This is a genomic window from Streptomyces sp. NPDC021019 (assembly GCF_044333295.1).
Classification (GTDB): Bacteria; Actinomycetota; Actinomycetes; order Streptomycetales; family Streptomycetaceae; genus Streptomyces.
Window position 1 is genome coordinate 307545 of record NZ_JBIRQR010000005.1, and the last position, 20055, is coordinate 327599.

The 20055-nt window shown below is 71.3% G+C and carries 23 protein-coding genes; 6 read left to right on the top strand and 17 right to left on the bottom strand.

What is annotated here, in order from left to right:
• Nucleotides 1-143: 143 nt before the first annotated feature.
• From ACH4RG_RS26395 to ACH4RG_RS26455, 13 genes are all read right to left on the bottom strand, one after another.
• On the bottom strand, nucleotides 144-1151 hold the full coding sequence (locus ACH4RG_RS26395; RefSeq protein ID WP_397924636.1) for a DNA polymerase thumb domain-containing protein: 1008 nt from the start codon (nucleotides 1149-1151) through the stop codon (nucleotides 144-146).
• Complete coding sequence (locus ACH4RG_RS26400) at nucleotides 1148-4615, bottom strand: DNA polymerase III subunit alpha (protein WP_398540357.1); 3468 nt, start codon at nucleotides 4613-4615, stop codon at nucleotides 1148-1150. The genes ACH4RG_RS26395 and ACH4RG_RS26400 overlap by 4 nt, the downstream gene beginning before the upstream one ends.
• A gap of 775 nt (nucleotides 4616-5390) precedes the next feature.
• Nucleotides 5391-5885: a hypothetical protein gene (locus tag ACH4RG_RS26405; RefSeq protein WP_398163283.1), complete on the bottom strand. Its 495-nt coding sequence runs from the start codon at nucleotides 5883-5885 to the stop codon at nucleotides 5391-5393.
• Nucleotides 5886-5934: 49 nt separating this feature from the next.
• On the bottom strand, nucleotides 5935-6345 hold the full coding sequence (locus ACH4RG_RS26410) for a gas vesicle protein K (protein ID WP_397924837.1): 411 nt from the start codon (nucleotides 6343-6345) through the stop codon (nucleotides 5935-5937).
• 59 nt (nucleotides 6346-6404) lie between these two features.
• Complete coding sequence (locus ACH4RG_RS26415; RefSeq protein ID WP_265603411.1) at nucleotides 6405-6617, bottom strand: gas vesicle protein; 213 nt, start codon at nucleotides 6615-6617, stop codon at nucleotides 6405-6407.
• Nucleotides 6614-7468: a GvpL/GvpF family gas vesicle protein gene (locus ACH4RG_RS26420; RefSeq protein WP_397924630.1), complete on the bottom strand. Its 855-nt coding sequence runs from the start codon at nucleotides 7466-7468 to the stop codon at nucleotides 6614-6616. The genes ACH4RG_RS26415 and ACH4RG_RS26420 overlap by 4 nt, the downstream gene beginning before the upstream one ends.
• Nucleotides 7465-7896 (bottom strand): gas vesicle protein, encoded by a 432-nt coding sequence (locus ACH4RG_RS26425; RefSeq protein ID WP_397924628.1) that lies wholly within the window; start codon nucleotides 7894-7896, stop codon nucleotides 7465-7467. Before ACH4RG_RS26425 ends, ACH4RG_RS26420 begins: the two co-directional genes overlap by 4 nt.
• A gap of 53 nt (nucleotides 7897-7949) precedes the next feature.
• Nucleotides 7950-9080: an SRPBCC family protein gene (locus ACH4RG_RS26430; protein ID WP_398540358.1), complete on the bottom strand. Its 1131-nt coding sequence runs from the start codon at nucleotides 9078-9080 to the stop codon at nucleotides 7950-7952.
• Nucleotides 9073-9672, bottom strand: a complete 600-nt coding sequence (locus ACH4RG_RS26435; RefSeq protein ID WP_397924625.1) for a hypothetical protein — start codon at nucleotides 9670-9672, stop codon at nucleotides 9073-9075. The genes ACH4RG_RS26430 and ACH4RG_RS26435 overlap by 8 nt, the downstream gene beginning before the upstream one ends.
• A 49-nt stretch (nucleotides 9673-9721) precedes the next feature.
• Nucleotides 9722-9979 (bottom strand): gas vesicle protein GvpG, encoded by a 258-nt coding sequence (locus tag ACH4RG_RS26440; protein ID WP_397924623.1) that lies wholly within the window; start codon nucleotides 9977-9979, stop codon nucleotides 9722-9724.
• Between the two features lie 57 nt (nucleotides 9980-10036).
• On the bottom strand, nucleotides 10037-10747 hold the full coding sequence (locus ACH4RG_RS26445) for a GvpL/GvpF family gas vesicle protein (RefSeq protein ID WP_397924621.1): 711 nt from the start codon (nucleotides 10745-10747) through the stop codon (nucleotides 10037-10039).
• Between the two features lie 2 nt (nucleotides 10748-10749).
• Complete coding sequence (locus ACH4RG_RS26450; RefSeq protein WP_397924619.1) at nucleotides 10750-11187, bottom strand: gas vesicle structural protein GvpA; 438 nt, start codon at nucleotides 11185-11187, stop codon at nucleotides 10750-10752.
• A 63-nt stretch (nucleotides 11188-11250) separates the two neighbouring features.
• Complete coding sequence (locus ACH4RG_RS26455) at nucleotides 11251-11550, bottom strand: gas vesicle protein (RefSeq protein ID WP_397924617.1); 300 nt, start codon at nucleotides 11548-11550, stop codon at nucleotides 11251-11253.
• A 257-nt stretch (nucleotides 11551-11807) separates the two neighbouring features.
• On the opposite strand from ACH4RG_RS26455, the gene ACH4RG_RS26460 reads away from it, so the two are divergent.
• Nucleotides 11808-12095 (top strand): GlsB/YeaQ/YmgE family stress response membrane protein, encoded by a 288-nt coding sequence (locus ACH4RG_RS26460; protein ID WP_361869714.1) that lies wholly within the window; start codon nucleotides 11808-11810, stop codon nucleotides 12093-12095.
• Nucleotides 12096-12203: 108 nt separating this feature from the next.
• Here the strand turns inward: ACH4RG_RS26460 and ACH4RG_RS26465 are convergent, their stop codons facing one another.
• From ACH4RG_RS26465 to ACH4RG_RS26475, 3 genes are all read right to left on the bottom strand, one after another.
• Nucleotides 12204-12590, bottom strand: a complete 387-nt coding sequence (locus ACH4RG_RS26465) for a VOC family protein (protein ID WP_397924615.1) — start codon at nucleotides 12588-12590, stop codon at nucleotides 12204-12206.
• A 147-nt stretch (nucleotides 12591-12737) separates the two neighbouring features.
• The gene (gene ligD, locus ACH4RG_RS26470) at nucleotides 12738-13673 is read right to left on the bottom strand and encodes a non-homologous end-joining DNA ligase (protein ID WP_397924613.1); all 936 of its coding nucleotides are present in this window, start codon (nucleotides 13671-13673) and stop codon (nucleotides 12738-12740) included.
• A gap of 47 nt (nucleotides 13674-13720) precedes the next feature.
• Nucleotides 13721-14716, bottom strand: a complete 996-nt coding sequence (locus ACH4RG_RS26475; RefSeq protein WP_397924611.1) for a Ku protein — start codon at nucleotides 14714-14716, stop codon at nucleotides 13721-13723.
• A gap of 572 nt (nucleotides 14717-15288) precedes the next feature.
• Here ACH4RG_RS26475 and ACH4RG_RS26480 point away from each other — a divergent pair.
• On the top strand, nucleotides 15289-15966 hold the full coding sequence (locus ACH4RG_RS26480; RefSeq protein WP_397931730.1) for a GAP family protein: 678 nt from the start codon (nucleotides 15289-15291) through the stop codon (nucleotides 15964-15966).
• Nucleotides 15967-16169: 203 nt separating this feature from the next.
• Here the strand turns inward: ACH4RG_RS26480 and ACH4RG_RS26485 are convergent, their stop codons facing one another.
• Nucleotides 16170-16916, bottom strand: a complete 747-nt coding sequence (locus ACH4RG_RS26485) for a phosphotransferase family protein (RefSeq protein ID WP_398540359.1) — start codon at nucleotides 16914-16916, stop codon at nucleotides 16170-16172.
• Nucleotides 16917-16998: 82 nt separating this feature from the next.
• Between ACH4RG_RS26485 and ACH4RG_RS26490 the strand changes: the two genes are divergently transcribed.
• From ACH4RG_RS26490 to snpA, 4 genes are all read left to right on the top strand, one after another.
• Complete coding sequence (locus tag ACH4RG_RS26490) at nucleotides 16999-17241, top strand: hypothetical protein (protein WP_397924605.1); 243 nt, start codon at nucleotides 16999-17001, stop codon at nucleotides 17239-17241.
• A gap of 45 nt (nucleotides 17242-17286) precedes the next feature.
• The gene (locus tag ACH4RG_RS26495) at nucleotides 17287-18123 is read left to right on the top strand and encodes a helix-turn-helix domain-containing protein (protein ID WP_397924603.1); all 837 of its coding nucleotides are present in this window, start codon (nucleotides 17287-17289) and stop codon (nucleotides 18121-18123) included.
• A gap of 83 nt (nucleotides 18124-18206) precedes the next feature.
• Nucleotides 18207-18674, top strand: coding sequence for a cupin domain-containing protein (locus tag ACH4RG_RS26500; RefSeq protein WP_397924601.1), 468 nt, complete (start codon nucleotides 18207-18209; stop codon nucleotides 18672-18674).
• Nucleotides 18675-19237: 563 nt separating this feature from the next.
• The gene (gene snpA / locus ACH4RG_RS26505) at nucleotides 19238-19891 is read left to right on the top strand and encodes a snapalysin (RefSeq protein ID WP_397931727.1); all 654 of its coding nucleotides are present in this window, start codon (nucleotides 19238-19240) and stop codon (nucleotides 19889-19891) included.
• Nucleotides 19892-20055: the final 164 nt, after the last annotated feature.

The following is a 20055-nucleotide window of genomic DNA, read 5'->3' on the forward strand; positions in this document are numbered from 1 at the left end:
GCTGTGGCGCCGTCCGACGTGATGCCGTCCGACGTGGCCCCGGCGCCGGGGAAGGCGCGGCCCCGGTGATCGTCTCCACCCGGCCTTCGTCCAGGTGGGCGGCCGGTTTCCCTCGGACCACCGGACCGGCTGGAGGGCCGCGGTCACCACCGCGGCCGGGCGAGGGTGCCCGGGCGGATCGCCTGATCACCGAAGCGGGCCCGCGCCCGGTCGGCGGCTTGCTCGATGCGGCGCCGTTTGCCGTCCGCCGGGTCCAGGAGCAACTGCTGGACGGCGTGCCGGGCATCGGTGACGTCCGCGCGAACGTTGATCGTGCGGACGCGGGCGCGCTGCAACCCGAAGCGGGAGTACAGGTCGTACGCGGCGGCGCCGAGTGCCGGCGTGTGAGCGGTGTACTCCTCCAGCGTGCGCGAGCGCTGCGTCGTGGCGCCGTCGGCGTACGCGATGCTCAGCGCGAGCCGCACGGCGACCTGGCCGGTGGTGCGCAGCCGCAGCCCGAGACGTTCACAGAGGTCGAGCAGGGCCCGGCGGTGTGCGGCGGGGTCGAGCTCGTCGTGGCTGAACTCGTAGGAGAAACCGGTGGACTTGGGCGCCGCCTCGGAGATGACCGGGCGCGGGTCCAGGCCGCGGGCCCGTTGCGACAGCGTCACGGCGGTGGCCTTGCCGAGGATGCGCTGGAGCGTCAGCAGCGGAACGTCGAGAAGGTCGCCGACGCGGTGGAGGCCGTACTCCCCGAGCGTACGGGCGGTGGCCGGGCCGACCCCGTGGAGGGCGCCGACAGGCTTGGGACGGAGGAACGCGGCGACTGCCCCGGAGTCCGGGGCGACGACGGTGACCTGACCAGGAGCGGTCGTGTCGGCCGCCATCGCGGCCAGCATCCGATTCGGGCCGGCGCCGATCGTCGCCCTTAGCCCGAGGTGTGCGGCCAGGCGGAGTGCGGCCATGGTCGCCAGGCCGCCCGTGTCCCGGTCGAAGAACCGCAGGGCACCGGTGACGTCGAGGTCGACGGCGTCCGGCGGGAGGGCCTGCACCAGCGGGGTGAGATCACGCAGCAGCGCGAGTGCCTGCTCGTACGTCTCCTGGCCGGCCGGGCCGAGGTCGTGGAGCTGGATGCGCAGGATGCTTCGGGCTCGGGTGGTCATGGCGCTCAACCCGCCGATCCGGGAGAGCGATGCCCCAGGCGCCGCAGGTCGGCGGAGCGGGACCCGGCGGGCCGCAGATCGCTCCAGGCGTTGAGCTTCGCCCCGGCCGTTCCGTCTTCGAGTGTCCGGCCCGCCCCCGGCGTGCTGTCACCGCGGGCGGGTGTGGGGGCGGGTGTGGTGCGGCCCAGCAGGCCAAGAGCGGCTTCGGGGCCCAGGTCGCGGCGGGTGGTGGCGACTTCCTCGAGGTCCCAGGCCATCTGCCCGACCACGGTGCGCCGGGGGCCGCGTTCCTCGACGACTCCACGGACCAGGAGCAGGCCGGAGTGGAAGACCGTGTGCGCGCAGGTGTCGTGGGAGTCCTCGAAGAACGCGAGGTCCACCAGGCCGGAGCCGTCCTCCAGGGTCACGAAGATGACCCTCTTGCCGGACGGGATCGGCGGCGTCTGGGTCGATGCCCGCACACCGGCGACCAGCACCTGCTCTCCACGGCGCATCGCCTGCAGGTGATGGGCGTCGGTCGCGCCGAGCTCGGCGAGCAGGCGGTGGTGGTGTTCGAGCAGATGACGGCTGACGTCGATGGAGAGCACGTCGATCTCGGCGCTCATCACGTCGCGGCCGGTCATCTCGGGCAGCCCGGCCGGATCGCCCGCGTGCGTCTCGTCGCCGAGCGGCAGTTGGCCGTCGATCGCGGTCCTGTTGCGTGCGGAGCGGTGCAGTTCGGCGGCCTGCAACAGCAGATCCCGCCGGGTCAGTCCGCCTTGCAGCGGAGCGAGAGCTCCGATCTTGATGAGGCGCTGGGCGAGAGGCAGGGACGGGCGGGCGCGCAGCCACAGATCCTGCAGCCCGGCGTACGGCTGCCCGGCTTCGATGCGGGCGCTCTCCGCCTCGGTGATCCCGCGCACCGTGGACAACGCGAGCCGTACGCCCCAGCCGTTCGCGGTCGGTTCGACGCTGTGTGCGCTGCGGGAGGTGTTGACGTCGACCGGCAGGATCGCCACGCCGAACTGCTTCGCGTCCTGGACCAGGACACGGGGCGCCCACATGCCGGGATCGTGCTGGAGCAGCCCGGCGAAGAACGCGGCGGGGTAGTGCGTTTTGAGCCACGCCGACTGGACGGCCGGGACCGCGAAGGCCACAGCGTGCGCACGGCAGAATCCGTACGCCCCGAACTCCTTGACGATGCCCCAGACTTCGCCGATCACGTCCGGGGTGTAGCCACGCTCGCCGGCGCAGCGGCGAAACCACGCCTCCACCTTCGGCAGCCGCCCGGGGTCGGCGAGGGCGCGGCGTGCGACGTCCGAGGCGGCACGGTCGCAGCCGGTCATCGTGGCCAGGATCATCATGATCTGCTCGTGCCAGATCACCACCCCGTACGTGTCGTCCATGATCGGCACAAGGTCGGGGTGGGGATACCGAGGCTCCTCGGCCCCGTGCCGGGCGGCGATGAATCTCGCGGGCATGCCCCCGGCGACCGGGCCGGGCCTGAAGAGGCTGATGTCGGCGATCACGTCCTGCATGTGCCGTGGCTGGAGTCTCGCGATGAGATCTTGCTGTCCTGGGCTCTCGAGCTGGAAGCAGCCCAGCACCTTGGTACTGCGGATCAGTTCGAAGGTGGCCTCGTCGGCGAGGTCGACGTGGTCGGGACTGTCGAGGTCGATGTGCCGGCCTGTGGTCCGACGGATCTCGGCGACCGAGTGCGCCATCGCCGACTGCATGCGCACGCCGAGGACGTCGAGCTTCAGCAGGCCGAGGTCTTCGACATCGTGCTTGTCGGCCTGCACCGTCGGATACGCGCCTCCCGGAGCGGGCTGCACCGGGAGGCGACCGAGCAGGCTCGCGTCGGAAAGGATCACGCCGCACGGGTGCATGGCGAAGCCGCGCGGCAGGGCGTCCAGGCCCTCGGCCAGCTCCCACAGTGGACCGTACTGGTCGGCCTCGGCCGCGAGCTGCCGCAGTTCGGGCAGTTCGGACAGGGCGGAGCCGATGTCGCACGCGCGGATATGAGGAAAGCTCTTGGCGATCCTGTCGACGGTCTGCGGACGGATGCCGAGCGCGAGCCCCGTATCGCGCAGGGCGTGACGGGCGCGGTAGGTCTCCGGCATCCCGGTGACCGCCACGCGCTCGGGGCCGAACCGTTCGAAGATCCGGTCGTAGACCTCCAGGCGCCGGTCCGACTCGACATCGAGGTCGATGTCCGGCAGGGCGGTGCGGCGCTCGCTGAGAAAGCGTTCGAACAGGAGCCGGTGCGAGAGCGGGTTGGCCGTGGCGATGAAAAGGCTGTGGTTGACCATGGACCCGGCACCGGAGCCGCGGGCGGCGACCCGGATCCCCATGGACCGCACGTCCGCGACGACCTGGGCCACCGCGAGGAAGTACGCCTCGTATCCGAGGCGTTCGATCACCCCGAGCTCGTAGCCGAGCCGATCCATCGCCCGCACGTCCCGGTCGAGGCCGCGGGCGGTCATCCCGGCCTCGCTGCGCTGCCGCAGCAACCGCATCCCGTCCCCCGGCCGGGTGCCGGCTCCCACCACGTAAGGCTCGGGGAAGTGCGCCCGTCCCAGGCCGAGGTCGCGCACCGGGTCCACCGTGCACTGCTCGGCGGTAGCTGCCGTCTCCTCGATCAGACGCCGCCCCCGCCCGGCCGGGGCGTTCGCCGCCGCGGCCACCCGCTCCGCCACCTCGGCCATCTCGGCTCCGGACTTCAGATACCGCTCGCCCGGGTCGAGCGGACCACGCTGCGGAATCGGACGCAGCAGCCGGGCGGCGTCCAGCACGTCGGCCAGGCGGTGCTGCTCGCGCCGCTCGTACCGCACCGCGTTGGTGAGCACCGTCGGGATGCCGAGCCGGTCGCCCAGAGCAAGGGTGTGCGCGGCCAGCCGCACCGATCCCGCGCCCAGCCCGGACAGGCCGTAGGCGACCGCCTCCAGCCGAAGAAGTTCCCGGCCCGCGATCTCCCGCCACGGGACGAGCAGCCTTTCCGCGACGTCCGGCCGCCCGGCGGCCAGCGCACGTACAGGCTCGGAGGCCGGCCCGAGGATCGCCACCACATCCTCGCCCAAGCCCTCCCGCAACGCCTCCCACGAGGCGACCGGAAAGCCGTCGACCGGATGCGCGTAGGCCGCGGAGACGAGGCGGCAGATACGCGCCCACCCGCTCACGGAGCCTGCCAGCAGCGTGATCCTCAGGCGCGGCTCGGCCACGTGCCCACCACCGCGGACCGGTGTGCGCGAGCGGCGAGGAGCCGTTGCCGTGTCGAACGCCGGGACGGCGAGATCCACCCCGAAGATCGGACGTACCCCGGCGCTCAGGCACGCCTTCGCGTGCCGCACGGCGCCGGTGACGCTGTCCCGATCAGTCAGCGCGAGCGCACCCATGCCGAGCTCCGCCGCCCGGCGCACCAGGTCCTGCGGATGCGAGGCACCGTAGCGGGCGGAGAACCCGGAAGCGACGTGGAGATGCGTGAAAACAGCCATCGCGCACCTCCGAATCTGCTCTGGCACCCCCTGGCTCGTCTGGCGTCCTGCTGTCAGAACGTTGCATCCGATCCATTCGCACAATAGTTCGATAGAGCAGTTTCAGCCAACCGATCTTGACGTGGCGAGAAGTCACTCTCCCGCGAGAGCCCACCCCGAACGCACAGAACCGACGCGGCGGGACTCCGGCACCGACTCCAGCGGCACGGCGAGCACGCAGGCCGCGCGCGACGCCGGGTCACTCATCACCTTGGCCGGTGGCCAGATCCAGACCCACCAGCGCCGCCACCGATCCACTCGGTCTCCCTGACGACCTGCCCATACTCTTCGATATTCGCTCGAACGTTCGAATAATTCAAGCCGAGCGCCTTCTGGTGAGGGGCACGCCGGGGCAGGGGCCGGGCAAGGGCAGGGGAGACGCCCTGGGCTGCCACATGGGCTGCGGCACCGGCTCGCTGACCACCTGGCCGGCCCACGCCTTCCCACGGGCCGACACCGTCGGCGTCGACGCGGACCCGCTCCTCCGCGAAGCCGGTTTCAGCGGTGCCGCCACCGTCCGGCAGTGCGACGACGACAGCGTCCTGGTGGCCGTCCCTGAGCCGGTGAATGGCCACCGGGCCGGGGCGACGGGGTCGCGTGGGTGCCGCACGGGACGGAGATCGCCGTGGTCCGGACGTGGGGCGGGGCCGGAGAATCCTCTCCGGCCCCGCCCCACGTCCTGGCCCGTGCCGGGCCCGGCGTTCTCCTGTTCACCTACTCGGATCCACCCGCGCGCTCAGATCCGCCCGCGCGCCAGCCGGGTCAGCGGGCCCGTCGGAGGCTTGGCCGTCGAACGGCCGATGGCGAACGCCGCTCCGGCGACACCGGCCACTCCCGCAGCGGCTCCGGCGGCGACCGCCTTTCGGTGCTTGACGGCGGTCCAGGCCGTGGTCGCCGCGCTCGCGGCCTTCGCCGCGCTGGCGGTCACGGTGTGCTGCCCGCTCTGCAGACCTGCGGCAGCGGCACGGCCGACGCGGCGGGTGGTCTCACCGGCCGCCCGGGCGCTGTCCGAGGCCGCGTCCTTGGCGCCCCCGGCCGCGTCCTTCGCGCTGCCGGCCGCGTCCTTGGCGCTCCCTGCCGCGGACAGCGCCTCGTCGGCGGTCGCGTCGGCCCGCTTGCCGGCCCTCCCGGCCGTGGCATCGACCGACTTGCGGGCCGATGCCGTCTTGCGGGCGGTCGTGGTCCTGCCCTTGTCCGGGGCCGAGTTCTTCGTTTCCTTGTCGTCAGTCATGGCCTCCTCCTTGCCTGGGGTGCTGCGATGAAACCTGGACTCGGCCCGCTCAGGCGCCGTTGTGCGGCAGCAGTGAGCCGAGCGGTCCGAGGTCGAGATTGAGGTCGTCCATCGTCAGGTCGTAGCGGTCGCACAGCTCCGTCATGCGTTCGTTCAGGATCATCAGCGTCATGCCGATCCGCTCCTCCTGGAGCTCGCTCAGGTCGCCCTGGTCGACGCGGTGGATCGCGGTGCGCTCCATGAGCTGGCGGAGCAGTTCGACGATGGTGAGCACCAGTTTGATGAGATCCCGCTCCACGGTGTCCGGATCGGTGTGCAGCCGCTGGGCCGCCGCCGAGGGACGGCTGTCGTCCGGTTGCGCGGGGCTGAGCCCGAAGGCCCGGGCCGCGGCGCGTGCCACCTCTTCGGCCGCCGCAGCGGGCGTACCCTCCGTGCCTCGCGCGCGGTCGTCCTCGGCCATCGTGTCCACCTCCTCCTCGCTCGCCGGAGTGCTTCGCTCGTACGCCGCCGGGGGCGGGCTCACCACGGCCCCGGCTCCTCACCGGTGATCGACCGGATCACCGCGCGAAGGTTGATGTGGACGAGATCGACGTCGGCGATGGACAGGACGAGGTCTCCGGTGAGCACGGCCCCGCCGTTCAACAGGCGGTCCAGGAGATCGATCAGCGCGACGGGCGGACCGCCCCGGGGCTCGGTCTCGCCGAGAACGCCGCCGATGATGTCCGTGCTCACCGTGGGCCACCGCCGTCCGCACCCTCCGTCACCACGGCGGTGGCGAACGAGTAGGGCGCCCACGGTCCGGTCACCTCGATCGACACCCCGGGGGCGCCCTCGGCCAGTACGGAGAGGTCCCGGTGGAACCGCGCCGCGTGTTCCCGGGGCACGAGGTAGGCCTCGTTGGCCACGTTCACCCCGGCCCGGGCGGCGAGCTGCCCCTGCTGCGGGCGGTGCACCGCCCGTGAGGTCGCCACTCCGTCGGCCAGCCGTGCGGCCCGGGCGGCCAGGTCGGACGCCGCCCGGTAGACGTCCTGGCTGTCGCGCTGCTGCGCCTGACGCTGCCGCAGATAGGCGCGGCCCGCTCCGCCGCCCGACGGCTTCGCCTCGGCCGGTGCCGGTGCCGTCGCGGCAGCCGCACGGGGATCGGCGTAGACCTTCACGCCCAGCTCGACGTGTCCCTCCAGGCGGCCCAACAGCTCCTGGAACTCGCTGCGTTGCCGGACCAGCATGTCGGCCACCCGGGTGTCGTCCAGATAGACCGTGGCCAGCCGCATCGGCAGGACGGCGGTCTCCGCGAACGCGGCGTCCACCACGGCGTGGTGGGCCCGGGCCACGGCTTCGAGCCGGTCCAGGTCCTCCATCTGCGCGGTGAGTCCCTGCTCGCTGAACGTGTCCGCCGGCACGGAGGAGACGAGGGCGCACAGCCCGCCTCCACCGACGGGCCGCAGGGGTCGGCCGTCCACGCCCGGCAGCCGGGTGGCGAGCCCGTCCAGGGCCGGGCCCTCACGGCCGACGGCGTAGACGTAACTCATCTCCTCGGCGCCGGCGCCGAGAGCGCGGGCGGGCGAGTTCGGTCCGGTGCTCATCGTTCCCCCTCCTGTTCCGCCGGGACGGTCCGGTCTTCGGCCGCCCCGGAGCCCGGAAGCCCGGCAGCCGCCCTCAGGTCGGCCAGTTCGGCGCGCAGCCGCTCGTTCTCGTCGGCCAGCGCGTCACGCCCGGTGCCGGCCTCGGTCTCACGCACGGGGCGGGCTCGTGAGGAGAGCGAGGGATCGTGCTCCCACCAGTCGATGCCCATCTCCTTGGCCTTGTCGACGGAGGCGACGAGCAGGCGGAGCTTGATGGTGAGCAGCTCGATGTCGAGCAGGTTGATCTGGATGTCACCGGCGATGACGATGCCCTTGTCCAACACCCTTTCCAGGATGTCGGCGAGGTTGGCCGACGAGCCCTGCTGCCCGTGTGCCGGGCCGGCCCCTCGGGGCGGGGCCGGCATCCGGCCGGCGAGTGAATCGGACACGGTGTCTCACGCCTTTCCGTAGGGTCTCGGTGCGGCTCTGTGTGCGGGCCCGGTCACCGGTCGGCGGGCTGCTCCGACTCGTCCACCGGCACGCCGTCCTCGTCGTCCTCGGCGCCCTCGTCGTCCTCGACGTCTTCCTCGTCTTCGGCGTCTTCCTCGTCTTCGGCGCCCTCGCCGTCTTCGGCGTCTTCCTCGTCTTCGACTTCCTCGTCCTGCGGCTCTTCGACTTCCTCGTCCTGCGGCTCTTCGTCGTCGTACGCGGGATCGTCGTCCTCGTCAGGGAGCTGCTCGTCCTCGGACGCGGTCGGTTGGTCCCCGGACTCGGCGCCCTCGTCGTTCTGCGCCTCCTCCTCGTCGAGCGCTTCCTCGTGGCCGACGACGACTTCTCCGTCCCGGATCTCGCCCCGCCAGCTGTCGGTCGCCTCGCCGCGCATCATGATGAACTTGCGGTAGAGCTTGAGGTCGAGCCGGGCTCGGCGGCCCTGGGCGCGCCAGATGTTGCCGGTCTTCTCGAAGAGCCCCTTGGGGAAGTATTCGAGGACCAGGAGGACACGGGTGAGATCGTCGGTGATCGCGTGGAAGGTGACCACGCCCTTGACGGTGCCCTTGGCTCCTTCGGTGGTCCAGGTGATGCGTTCGTCGGGCACCTGCTCGGTGACGTTCGCCTTCCAGCTGCGGGTCGACTTGGCGACCTTCACCTTCCAGTTGCTGGTGGTGTCGTCCGCCTTCTCCACGCTCACGACGCCCTTGGCGAACGAGCTGAACTCCTGGAACTGGGTCCACTGGTCGTACGCCTCGCGGACCGGTACGCCGACGTCGATGTCCTCGACGATGGTGACGCTCTTGGACTTGCCCCCACCCGACTTGCGACCCTTGCCGAACAATCCCTTGACCTTGTCCTTGACGGTGTCCTTGAGATGGGAGGCGCCCGCGCTCAGGGCGGCCTGACCGGGTGACTTGCCTTCCCCGATGGCTTGGCCGCCCTTGGCCAGACTCTTGAGCGCATCACCCCCGCCGCCCGGCTCCGCGAGCTTGGACACCGAGTCGCCGAGACGGTGCCCCAGCTGGGTCACCGCGTGTTCGGCACGGGCCCGGAGGTAGTTCTGCAGCTCGTCCTTGAGGCGGTCGGTGGCCGGACTCTTGACCACGTCGTCCTTGATGCCGCCGAGTGCGGAGTCAGGCATCGTCGCCTCCCTTGGCCTTGCGGGCGCCGGAGGCCGCGGTCTTCCGGGCGGTTCCGCCGCTCTTGCGGGCGGGGGCGGACCTGCCCCCGCTCCCGGACCGGCTACCGCCGGAGGAGGCCCGGTTCCTGGACGTGGGCTTGGAGTCGGACGCGGCGGTGGTCTTCCGGGAAGTGCGCTTGCGCTTCTGGTCCCCGCCCGTGTCCTCGTCCCGGTCCGCCTCGGCTTCCTCATCGTCGGCGGCGGCTGTCCTGGTCTCGTCGTCCTCCTCGTCCGGCTTCTCCTCGTCGGTCCCGGAACCGGCCCCCAGCGCCTGGGTGCGCTGCTGCAGGGAGTCGGCCAGGCTGCCGGCCCGCTGCGTGACGGCCTTGGTGGCCGCCGTTTTGGTGGCGTCGACCAGTTCCTTGCGCACCTGGTCGTTGAGGGAGCCGAGGACCGGTGAGTCGGCCAGCATCCTGCCGAGCTGCCGCGGGTCGAGGTCGATCTTCTTGCCGAGGAGGAACATTCCGAACCCCAGGGCGAGTTTGGCCTTCTTGGTACGCCCCAGCAGGTATCCCCCCACCAGAGCCGCGCCTATCTTGGCGTTCTTCGTCATGTGCGATGCACCTCTGCTCTCCCCCGGTCACGTGTGTCGTGGTTGATGGTCACGGCGTGTGCCGTGCGCTGTTGCGGTATTCCTCGATCTCGTCGAGCTGGTCGAGGAGTTCGTCCTCGCGCCGGTCGAACTCGTCCTCGTCGACGAGGCCGTTGATCAGGTCCTGTTCCAACTGGGCAAGCCGGGCACGTACCGGCTCGGGGTCGTAGTACTCCTCCTCGGCGGCCTTGACGACCTGGTCGAGGACCCAGGCCGTCCCCCGTACGGGAGCCAGCGGCAGGGTCAGGATGGTGCTGATGAGGCCCATGGCGGACAGATCACCTCCGCTCCTGAGGAGGGCCGGACGGGCCCGGGGCCGCGGCGGTCAGACGAAGCTGTACGGCGGCAGCGGGCCGGTCAGGGTGAACGCGTACGCGTCGCCGCGCTGCTCCGCCTCGCGCCGGACAGCCGCCACGAAGGCGTCGGTCTCCGCCCGGGGCACGAGGAAGGACAGGTTGAGGAACTGCTGCGGGGCCGGCTCCGCGTGCGAGCTGCGGGTGGCGACGTCCGCCAGCCGGGCGGCGACGTCCTCCGCCTCCCGCTGGTGGCGGGCGGTCACCTCGCGGGCCACGAGCTCTCCCAGCGCGACCCGGTCGTCGTGGCCGCCCTGGGCACGCGTCCGTTCGTTGAGTTCCCGGATGTCGTGGGACTCGGTCATGATCTCCCGCAGGAGGTCCTCCTCGTCTCGGCCGGCCTTGAGGTTGTACTCCACCCGGCCGTCGAGTTCCACCAGCCGGTCCCCATACGCGTCGGCCTCCCGGTCCAGGGCCGCGGTGACCTCGTCGTCGCCGGGGCCCACCAGGCCGAACCTCATGGGCAGGGTCGCACCACCCGCCATCAGCGCCTCCAGAACAGCCTGATGGGCCATCACATCGCGGCGCTTGGCGCGGAGTCCGGGAGGTGCGTCGCTGACCACGGCGGCCAGCCGGTCGGTGTGCAGGGTACGCAGGGCGGACGGCGGGTCGCCCACGCCGTGCAGGCCGTTGAGGGGCAGCGGGTGGTCGGCGCCGGTGATGGCGTAGATGTAGGTGGGCACCGTTACTCCTCGCTTCGCTGGGTCTGGCGGCTGGACGTCGACTTACGGGCCGGGCGCTTGCGCGGCTCTTCCTCGGGCTCGTCGCGCTTGCCCTGCAACGACTCGGTCACCGCCTCGACGGCACCGCTGAGCGCGCCCTTGGACTTGCCCTTGGCGCCGTTCTCCGTCATGTCGCCGACCAGGTCGGTGAGCTGGCTCGGCGCCTTGCGCCCGGACTCGAGGTCGAGTCGGTTGCAGGCTTCGGCGAACCGCAGATAGGTGTCGACGCTCGCGACCACCACCCGGACGTCGATTTTGAGAATCTCGATACCGACCAGGGAGACACGGACGAATGCGTCGATGACCAACCCGCGGTCGAGTATGAGTTCAAGAACGTCGTAGAGATTTCCCGAGCCGCTCCCGCCACCGGACGTCGCATTGCTCTGCTGAACGAGTGCCATGGGGAACTCCTTTCGGTGATCCTTGTACGTCTGAGGTCTTGTTTACGTCTGACGACGGAATTTTCAGCGCCGGTCGATCTGGCCCCTGGCGTAGCGGCGCAGTCGCTCGTAGGACAACAGCGTTCCCTGCGGGTCGAGTTCGACCCGGTAGGAGGCCATCACACTCATGGTGTCCGGCACTCTTTCCAGCTCGACCACCTCCACATCCGCCGCCCAACCGTCCTCGGTGGCCTTCACCGCGGAAACAGAACCCGGCTCGCACTGGAGCAATTCCGTGAGCTGCGCAGAGGCCTGCCTCATGGCGGTAGGAACGTCGACACGCTTTCCGTCGTGCTCGTCATCGGTCTTCTTCTCGGTGCTCATCATTCACCTGTCGCCGGGGATGACCGCTTACGATCGGCCTCCGTCGTCCGTGGCTGACATGCGCCTGCCCCTGCGCTCCGGACGTATGCACGAACGAATGGGCCGATGGTGGCGAGCCGCCTCCGATGACGCCGAATGCCCGCGCGCGGCGGCGACTTCGGCGGTGTCGTCACGTGTCGGCGGGTCTCGTGTCCCGAGAGTCCTCAGCGCCCCTCGGGGTACGCGAAGCGGACACGTCGACCACGAAGGAGCCGGCCATGCACATCTCCGGACTCGTCAGCGCTCTGATCATCGGCGCGGCGGTCGGCCTGCTGGGGCGCCTCGTCCTGCCCGGCCGTCAGCACATCGGCGTCCTGTGGACGCTCGTCGTCGGCATGGCCGCCGCGCTCCTCGGCTCGCTGCTGGCGTCCGTACTGGGTGTGGGCGACACGCGGGGCGTCGACTGGTCGGAGTGGCTCATCCAGATCGTGCTGGCCGGCCTGGGCGTGGCCGCCCTCGACCGCGCGCTCGCCGGAACCGAACGGCGGCCGCGGAAGCGCGCGTGACGCCTGCCGTGAGCCGGTACGTGGGGCCCGCGGCCCGGCCGGTCAGGTCGTCCTCCGGCGGAGGCGGTCAGGTCGCCCCGCGGATACGGGGCCGGTTCGTCGTGCCGTTCAGCTCGCGCCGCTGGGTGCGTGGCTCAGGTCCACGACGCAGAAGATGTTGCCGTCGGGGTCGGCCAGGACAACGAAGTCAGGATCGGCCGGGTAGAGGTCCCAGTCGACGCTCCGCGCGCCGAGACCGAGCAGTCGCCGGACCTCGCTTTGCTGCTCCTCGGCCGAATCCGTGAAGAGGTCCAGATGGATACGGGGGTGCGGCTCGGGCGGGGAGTCGCTGCGCAACAGGCCGAGCGCCCGGCCGGAGCCGTCGGCGTGGTCGAGCGTCCGCCACGTCTCGCTCGCCCACTCCTGACTGGCGACCAGGTTCAGCGCAGCGGTCCAGAAGGCGACCGCTCGGGGGATGTCGGTGACGCCGACGACAGGCATTCCGAGTCTCAGCATGGGGCGAGCGTAACAAGGTGCTCCCGGGCGAACGGTGAACGGCTCTGGTCGGAGCCACGGAGGGCGGTGGACGCTGAACTCCCCGGAGGCGAGGCCCGAGGCCGTACGGTGGATGCTCGACGGAGGACTGGCTGCCCTGCGCGCGACTCAGCGGAGGTCATCGGGTGTGAGGTCGGGGCGCAGGCGGTGCCAGGAGGGCTGGCGCAGCCGCCCGGCCCTGGTGCGGGTCGTGTAGCGGACCTCTCCGACCAGCCGGGGCTCCACCCACCGGGCCCCGGTCACCGCCGGCCGCTCGGTGAACGGGCAGGTGTCGGTCGCCGCGGCGTGCAGGAGGGCTGCGAGGGTGGTGCGTTCGGCGTCGCTCCAGCCGGTGCCGACGCCGCCGACGTAGCGGAGTCCCCCGCCGGGGTCCGGTCGGCCCATGAGGAGGGCGCCGGGCAGAGAGGTGAGGCGGCCGTGGCCGGGCAGCCAGCCGCCGACGACGATGTCCTCGGTCCGCACATGCCGGATCTTGACCCACGCCCGGGAGCGGACACCCGGCTCGTAGAGGGAGGTGCGCCGCTTGGCGACGATCCCTTCGAAGCCGGCGGTCCGCGTCATCTCCAGCGCCCGCTGCCCGTGCCCGACGACCGCCGCCGGGGTCGACCACGCGGGCCCGTCCAGGCCCAGGGAGTCCAGGACGGCACGGCGTTCGGAGTACGGGGTGCGGGTGAGCCGGCTCGTGCCGAGGTACACGACGTCGAAGAGCATCAGGTGCACGGGCGCCTTCGCGGCCATGCGGGCCGCCCTGGCCCCGGAGCCGGCCAGCCCCATCCGGGGCTGCAGCCGCTGGAAGTCGCCGCGCCCCTCGTCGTCCAGGGCGACGATCTCCCCGTCCAGCACGGCGGGGCGGGAGCCCAGCACCGTCCCCAGGCTCGCGAGCTCGGGATAGGCGGGGGTGATGTCGGCGCCGGACCGGGAGCGCAACCGTACCGAACCGTCGCCGGGCAGGTAGACCATGCACCGCTGCCCGTCCTGCTTCACCTCGTACGCGTACGAGGTGTCCTCCGAGGGCGGGGGCAGCCGCCCGGGCGTCGCGAGCATCGGTGCGATGCTGGGCAGACGCGCCACGGAACCCTCTCGGTCCTCGGTCAGGAGGCGCTCCGCTTCTTCGCCGTGCGTTTGGCGCCGGTCGTCTTCTTCGCCGCGGTCGTCTTCTTGGCGCCCGCCTTCTGACCGGTGGCCTTCCTGGACGCCGCCGTCCTGCGGCCGGCGGCCGGCTTCCCGGACGAGGCCGTCTTCGTCGCCGCGGTCTTCTTCCGGGGCCGCATCTCGTGCACCGTGGCCTCCCCTCCCCCGTCCTCCCCTCTGCTCTCCTTCGCCGCCTCGACCGACGCGTTCAGCGCGGCCATCAGGTCCACGACCCTGCCCTCCTCCTGCTCCTCGCCCTCGGCGGGCTCCGGAAGCTCCTTGCCCTCCGACTTCGCCGTGAGCAGCTCCTCCAGGGCGTCCCGGTAGGTGTCCCGGAACCCGGCGATGCTGTCCAGAGCCATGGAGTCGGTCAGCTGGACGGCCCGCTCGATCTCGTCGTCGTCCAGCTCCACCTCTCGCGGGGCCAGGGACTCGGGGCTGCGGACCTCGTCCGGCCAGCGCATCGAGTGCAGCACGATCGCCTCTTCCCGGACCCGCAGCAGCCCCAGCCGCTCACGGTTGTGCCAGGCGAACTTCGCGACGGCCACCTTGTCCGAGCGCTCCAGCGCCCGGCGCAGCAGGGTGTAGGGCTTCTCGGCGACCTTGCCGTCGATCGCGAGGTAGTAGGAGTCGCTGATCCGGATCGGGTCGACGCTGTCGGCGTCCACGAAAGCGACGATCTCGATGGCTTTCGCGGTGGGCAACGGAATCCGGTCCAGTTCCTCATCCGTGATCGGCACCGTCTGCCCCTCGGAGAGCTCGTAGCCCTTGCCGATCTCGTCCTGCGACAGTGCTTCGCCGTCCAGCTCGCAGACCTTCCGGGTGCGCACCCGTCCGAGATCCTCCAGGTGGACCTGGCGGAAGTGGATCGAGTGGTCCTGGGTCGCGGAGACGACCTTCACCGGGATGGTGACCAGGCCGAAGCTGATCGCGCCGGTCCACAAAGGCCTCGGCATACCTACCTCCATGTCCGCCACGCTGAGTCGCTTCGTAGGTTCCAGCATTTCGCGGCACAGTCTCAGTCGCAATGGCACCGGGTCGGCTCCGGTAGTCGTCGAGGCCCAGCGGCGACGCGGCCGGCTCTTGCCGGCGCGCGTGCGAATGACGGAGCTCAGCCGTCCGGTCGGCAGGGTTGTCGGAACAGCCCTTGCGCTCAGGCTGGCTGCCTTTGTGCCGGGTGCGGGGGCGGGGGCGGGGGCGGGGTGAGCATGGCGACGTTCCCCGCGCCCTTCGGGTCGAGCCCGGCGTCCGAATGGGCGTTCTACGGGGTCAGCGCGATGGTGCTGGTGAGTGTGGTGACCATCCCGGTTGCTTCTGTCACCGGCGCACCCCGCACCCGTCACGTCGCCGCTTTCCGCCCCTTGACCACCGGGGGCTGACCGGGCACCCCTCGGGGCACGGGCCGGGCCTGCCGTCCGGGTGAAGCCGAGCGCCGCCCGCCCGGAGGGCGACTCCACGGCAGGCGGGCGACCGTGCTCCGTGCGAGGTTGAGGGCGGTTCCTTTCCGCGGGCAGAGGGGAGAGACCACATGGGTGACGCGATCGGACAGATGCTGACCTCGGCCGTCGGCATCGCGATCAGCCCCTTGCCGCTGATCGCCGTGATCCTCATGCTGGCCACGCCCAAGGGCCGGTCCAACGGTATGGCCTTCACCGCCGGGTGGATTCTCGCCGTCGCCGCCGTGGTCACCGTCGTCGTTCTCGCCGGATCCGGTGCGGACGCCTCCGGCGACGCCGGCCCCGCCGCCTGGACGCTCTGGCTGAAACTCGCGCTCGGCGTACTGTTCCTGCTCCTGGGCGTCGGACAGTGGCGCGGACGGCCTCGCGAGGGGCAGGACGCCGGGACCCCGGGCTGGATGAAGGCCCTCGACACCTTCACCCCCGTCAAGGCCGCGGGCCTCGCCGTCGCCCTGGTCGTCGGCAACCCCAAAAACCTCGTCCTCGCCCTCGGCGGCGCCTTGTCCATCGCCGGCTCCACCGCCACCACGGGCGGCAGGACCGTGGCAGCCGTACTGATGGTCCTCATCGCCTCCCTCTGCACCCTGCTGCCGCTCGGCGTCTACCTCGGCGGCCGTGAGAAGTCCGCGGCGACCCTCGGCGGCTGGAAGACTTGGATGGCCCGCCACAACCCCGCCATCATGACCACCCTCTTCGTCGTCCTCGGCGTGAAGTACGTCGGTGACGCCATCAGCGGCCTGACGACCTGAGAGGCGCTGCCGGCCTACCGGACCTCTCGGCGTCCCCGTGCCGCCCAGCGCCGCGGTCGCGGGCAGGGCCAGAGGCACGCCGGCGAAGACGTACCCCGGCATCATGCGTATCCCGGCGCCATGCGTGCTGCTGCGCCGGGATGCTGGACGGCGAACGCGCCGGCCGTCTCGTTCCACTCCGTGGGGGGGGGAAGTCGATCGCCTCACATCCGCGATCTCAGCACATCGACCTCGCAGCCCGGCGCGAACGGGTCGAAGCCGTGCTCGATCAGCCAGCGAACTGCCAGCAGGCTTCGCAACGACCACCACGCGTGGATCACGTCGAGGTCGACGTCGGCGCCGTAGCCGGCGAGGACCTCGTCGAGGTGCTTCTCGTGTCCGAGCGTGAAGGTGGCGAGGTCGTACAGGGCATCACCCCGGCCCGCCTCGGACCAGTCGATGATGCCCGTGACCTCGTCGCGGTCGAGGAAGACGTGCGCGATCTGCAGGTCGCCGTGCGTGAACGCCGGGGTCCACGGCCGGAGCGCGGCCTCGGCGACCCGGCGGTTGTGGGTGACCAGGTCAGCGGGCAGGAGGCCGTTCGTCACGAGCGACGCGCACGCGTCGTCGAGTTCCGCAGCCAGCGCGACAGCGCTCCGCCCGGCCCGACCGGGCCAGGGCGGCGGCGGTGCGTCGTGCAGCTTCCGGATGGCGGCGCCCGCCGCGGCCCACGCCGCCGACGACTCGGTCGACGGCCCGCCGAGACGCCCGAGCGTTGCTCCGGGGAGTGCGGCGATCGCGAGCACGGGCGGCCTGCGCCACAGAACCTCCGGGGTCGGAACGGGCGCGAGGGACATCGCATCGACCTCGACGTCGAGGCGCGCCCGGTCGGCGTCCACCTTCAGGAACACGTCGCCGACGCGCAGAGTCGCGCGCTCGGAATGGGCGACGATGACTTCGACTTCTTCCATGGGCGACCAGTATCCCGGGGGTGATCGCCGATGTCGCCGGGATATGGATCTCAACGGGCGTGATCAGTCGCCGGTGCGGCCCGTGACGGCGGACGCGGTCCCGGTCTTCGGTGGCAAAGCCCGCATCGACCCGGTCTGGTCCATGACGGAGAAGCCGTCGACCGGCGCGCAGTTCGACGGCCGCGCCGACGCAGAGGCCGCTGCACAGGACTACGGGGTTACGGACCAGTCCGAGGGAGCCGAGCCGGCCCTCCATGCCCTCGCGGCGATGCAGACGGTCGCCGACGGGCAGGACCGGACTCCCAGGAGAACCCGCGGCAGTTGAGCACGAGAGCCCACCAACAGACCTACGGTTCCTACACTGTCGAGGGTGGAGGACCATAGGGCTACCAGGATCGATGCGCGTCCGACGCCCGCCTTGCGACGGTACGTCAGCTCGTATACCGGTTTCGACCTTCGCGGATTCCCGGCCGGGGTGCACTGCGGTCCGCCGGGCCGCGTGCTCACCGCGGTGATCAGCCTGTCCGACCCTCTGGGGGTGGCGAGGGGCGTCGACGACGCGTCGCCGGTGACCCGATTCGGCAGCGTGGCCGGCGGTCTCATGTGCCGGTCCGTCGCGATCCACCACGACGGACGCCAGCAAGGTGTGCAGGTGTCGCTGACGCCTCTCGGGGCTCGGGCCGTCTACGGCATGCCCGCTGCTGCGCTCGCCCACCAGCTGGTTCCACTCGACGAGCTTCTCGGAGCGCTTGGCATCGAGCTGGTCGACCGGCTCCGAACGGCAACGACCTGGGCTTCGCGGTTCGCCGCGCTGGATGAACTGCTCCTGCGAGCAGTCGGCCGCAGCGTCGGCGGCGAACGCGTCCCCCGGGTACGCCCCGAGGTGGCCGAGGCCTGGCGCCGCCTCGTCGCCGCGCGGGGCCGTGTCCAGGTTGGGGCGGTCGCCGCAGAACTGGGCTGGAGCCGTCGATATCTCACCGAGCGGTTTCACAGTGAGGTGGGCCTGCTACCGAAGACCTTCGCCCGTGTTCTGCGCTTCGAGTACGCGCACGAACTGGCAACAGCACACGATCCGCTCCCGTGGGCCGATGTGGCGACTCTCTCCGGCTACGCCGACCAGGCTCATCTCGTCCGGGACTGGAGGGAGTTCACGGGTCGGTCGCCCACAGCCTGGCGTCGCGGCGAAGTCCTCCTCGGGACCCGGTAGCCGTCGGCCGGCTGCCCGTCGCGTCGGTTACCGTTCCCTTTCCTTCAAGACCACCCGATGGCCGTCCTGTGACGATCGCCGGCATGAGACTCATCAACCACGAACGCAACGCCATCGACCTGCGGACCACCCCCGTGCACCTCGGGCTGGGATCGAGAGCCAAACCCGTCGAGGGCTTCGCCTGGGAACCGGAGGTGCTCCAGGCCTACAGCGCCGCGGTCGCGGCGGACGGCGCCGAGGGCCGGACAGTGGCGATCTTCGACGGCGACGGCCCCGGCGACCACTGGGAGCGGCACCCCGCCGGCGACGAACTGGTCGTCTGCCTCCAGGGGTCGGTGACGGTCACCCGCGACGCGGACGGGGTGCCCGAGCGCGTCACGCTCCGGCCGGGTGAGGCCACCGTGAACCCGGCCGGGGTGTGGCACGCGGTCGACATGGCGGGGTCGGCGTCCATCCTGACCGTCACCGCCGGCCTCGGCACCGACCACCGCCCCCGGTCCGGCACCGGCCCGACCGAGCACGTCGGCACGCCGGGCCCGCAAACGCCGTGACGAAGGCCGCACCCCTCGAACTCGCCGAGCCGTGCGCGGGCTCCGTCGTCGCGTACGAGGCTGCTCCCTGGCCGGTCCCCGTCCGTCGGCGCAGCCGTTTCCCTCCGCGGCAACGGAACGGCCCGCGACGCCGAGTGGTGCCGCTTCCCGTGCCCGTGGTGGTCGTCGCCCCGGTCGCTGGCACGACGTCGGGGCGGCGCCCCGGTCGGTCACGCTGCCGGGACCACACCCCGAGACATACCTCGGCGCGGCAGCGGTTCGCGTCCGGGGCGAGACGGTCCGGAGCGTAGGCGGTCAGTGGACGAGGCGGTCAGTGGACGAGGAAGCCCCCAGGGCTGCGGAGAGCGGGCCAGGGGCTTCCTCGCCACATGGCGGTCTTGAGCCGATGTCATGGTGGCGCGACTCGCCCGGGAGGACGGGGGATAGGACGGTGTCATCGCGAGTTGGCATCATTCCCGGCGGGTGTCCGCTCCCCCACACTCTCCCCGTACCGTCCCGCGCCCCGTCCGTTCAGCGGACAAACTCCAGGGCGCGGCCTCATCGGACAGTAGGAGAAATCCCCCATGAGACACCTCCCGACCGCCATCGCCTCTGCCATCGCCGGCCTCGGTCTAGTTGCCGCGCTGGGCTCAGCTCCCGCGGTCTCCGCCGCTCCTGCTCCTGCCACCTCCACCCCAGCCGGCATCGCCGCGTACAACGGGTCGGGCGAGCACGCCGCCTCGAACCGGGCCTTCCTCGACGCGGTCATGAAGTCGGTCGCCGAGAAGCGGGCCGCCAATCCGGGAACCCAGGCCGTCACGGTCACGTACAGCGCGGCCTACGCCCCGAGCTTCCGCACCCAGATAGCCAACAGCACCCGGATCTGGAACAGCTCGGTCTCCAACGTCCGGCTTCAGGAAGGCTCCAGAGCTGACTTCACGTACCGCGAAGGAAACGATCCGCGCGGATCGTACGCCTCGACCGACGGACACGGCCGCGGCTTCATCTTCCTGGACTACCGGCAGAACCAGCAGTACAACTCGACCCGCGTCACCACGCACGAGACCGGACACGTACTCGGCCTGCCGGACACCTACTCCGGCCCGTGCAGCCAGTTGATGTCCGGCGGCGGCCCCGGCCCGTCCTGCACCAACGCCCAGCCGGACGCCAACGAGCGAGCGCGGGTCAACCAGCTCTGGCGGAACGGCCTGGCCGCGCTGGCCCGGGCCGCCTCCTGACCGGGACCTGATCGCTGCACCTGCATGAGTGAAGGGCCGTTCCGGACGGGGAGCGGCCCTCCGCACCGGGCCCTCTGCCGTCAGCGATCCGGTTCGGAGCGGCAACCAGGAAGCCGCGGCGGCACAGCGTCACGGTGGCGGCAGGCGCTGCCGGTTCAGGTTCG

Bases quoted from the DNA above. Each gene is read 5' to 3' on its own strand.
- ACH4RG_RS26400 (WP_398540357.1), bottom strand. From the start codon at position 4,615: ATGGCTGTTTTCACGCATCTCCACGTCGCTTCCGGGTTCTCCGCCCGC.
- ACH4RG_RS26405 (WP_398163283.1), bottom strand. From the start codon at position 5,885: ATGACTGACGACAAGGAAACGAAGAACTCGGCCCCGGACAAGGGCAGG.
- ACH4RG_RS26410 (WP_397924837.1), bottom strand. From the start codon at position 6,345: ATGGCCGAGGACGACCGCGCGCGAGGCACGGAGGGTACGCCCGCTGCG.
- ACH4RG_RS26420 (WP_397924630.1), bottom strand. From the start codon at position 7,468: ATGAGCACCGGACCGAACTCGCCCGCCCGCGCTCTCGGCGCCGGCGCC.
- ACH4RG_RS26430 (WP_398540358.1), bottom strand. From the start codon at position 9,080: ATGCCTGACTCCGCACTCGGCGGCATCAAGGACGACGTGGTCAAGAGT.
- ACH4RG_RS26435 (WP_397924625.1), bottom strand. From the start codon at position 9,672: ATGACGAAGAACGCCAAGATAGGCGCGGCTCTGGTGGGGGGATACCTG.
- ACH4RG_RS26440 (WP_397924623.1), bottom strand. From the start codon at position 9,979: ATGGGCCTCATCAGCACCATCCTGACCCTGCCGCTGGCTCCCGTACGG.
- ACH4RG_RS26450 (WP_397924619.1), bottom strand. From the start codon at position 11,187: ATGGCACTCGTTCAGCAGAGCAATGCGACGTCCGGTGGCGGGAGCGGC.
- ACH4RG_RS26455 (WP_397924617.1), bottom strand. From the start codon at position 11,550: ATGAGCACCGAGAAGAAGACCGATGACGAGCACGACGGAAAGCGTGTC.
- ACH4RG_RS26460 (WP_361869714.1), top strand. From the start codon at position 11,808: ATGCACATCTCCGGACTCGTCAGCGCTCTGATCATCGGCGCGGCGGTC.
- ACH4RG_RS26465 (WP_397924615.1), bottom strand. From the start codon at position 12,590: ATGCTGAGACTCGGAATGCCTGTCGTCGGCGTCACCGACATCCCCCGA.
- ligD (WP_397924613.1), bottom strand. From the start codon at position 13,673: ATGCTCGCGACGCCCGGGCGGCTGCCCCCGCCCTCGGAGGACACCTCG.
- ACH4RG_RS26475 (WP_397924611.1), bottom strand. From the start codon at position 14,716: ATGCCGAGGCCTTTGTGGACCGGCGCGATCAGCTTCGGCCTGGTCACC.
- ACH4RG_RS26480 (WP_397931730.1), top strand. From the start codon at position 15,289: ATGGGTGACGCGATCGGACAGATGCTGACCTCGGCCGTCGGCATCGCG.
- ACH4RG_RS26485 (WP_398540359.1), bottom strand. From the start codon at position 16,916: ATGGAAGAAGTCGAAGTCATCGTCGCCCATTCCGAGCGCGCGACTCTG.
- ACH4RG_RS26500 (WP_397924601.1), top strand. From the start codon at position 18,207: ATGAGACTCATCAACCACGAACGCAACGCCATCGACCTGCGGACCACC.
- snpA (WP_397931727.1), top strand. From the start codon at position 19,238: ATGAGACACCTCCCGACCGCCATCGCCTCTGCCATCGCCGGCCTCGGT.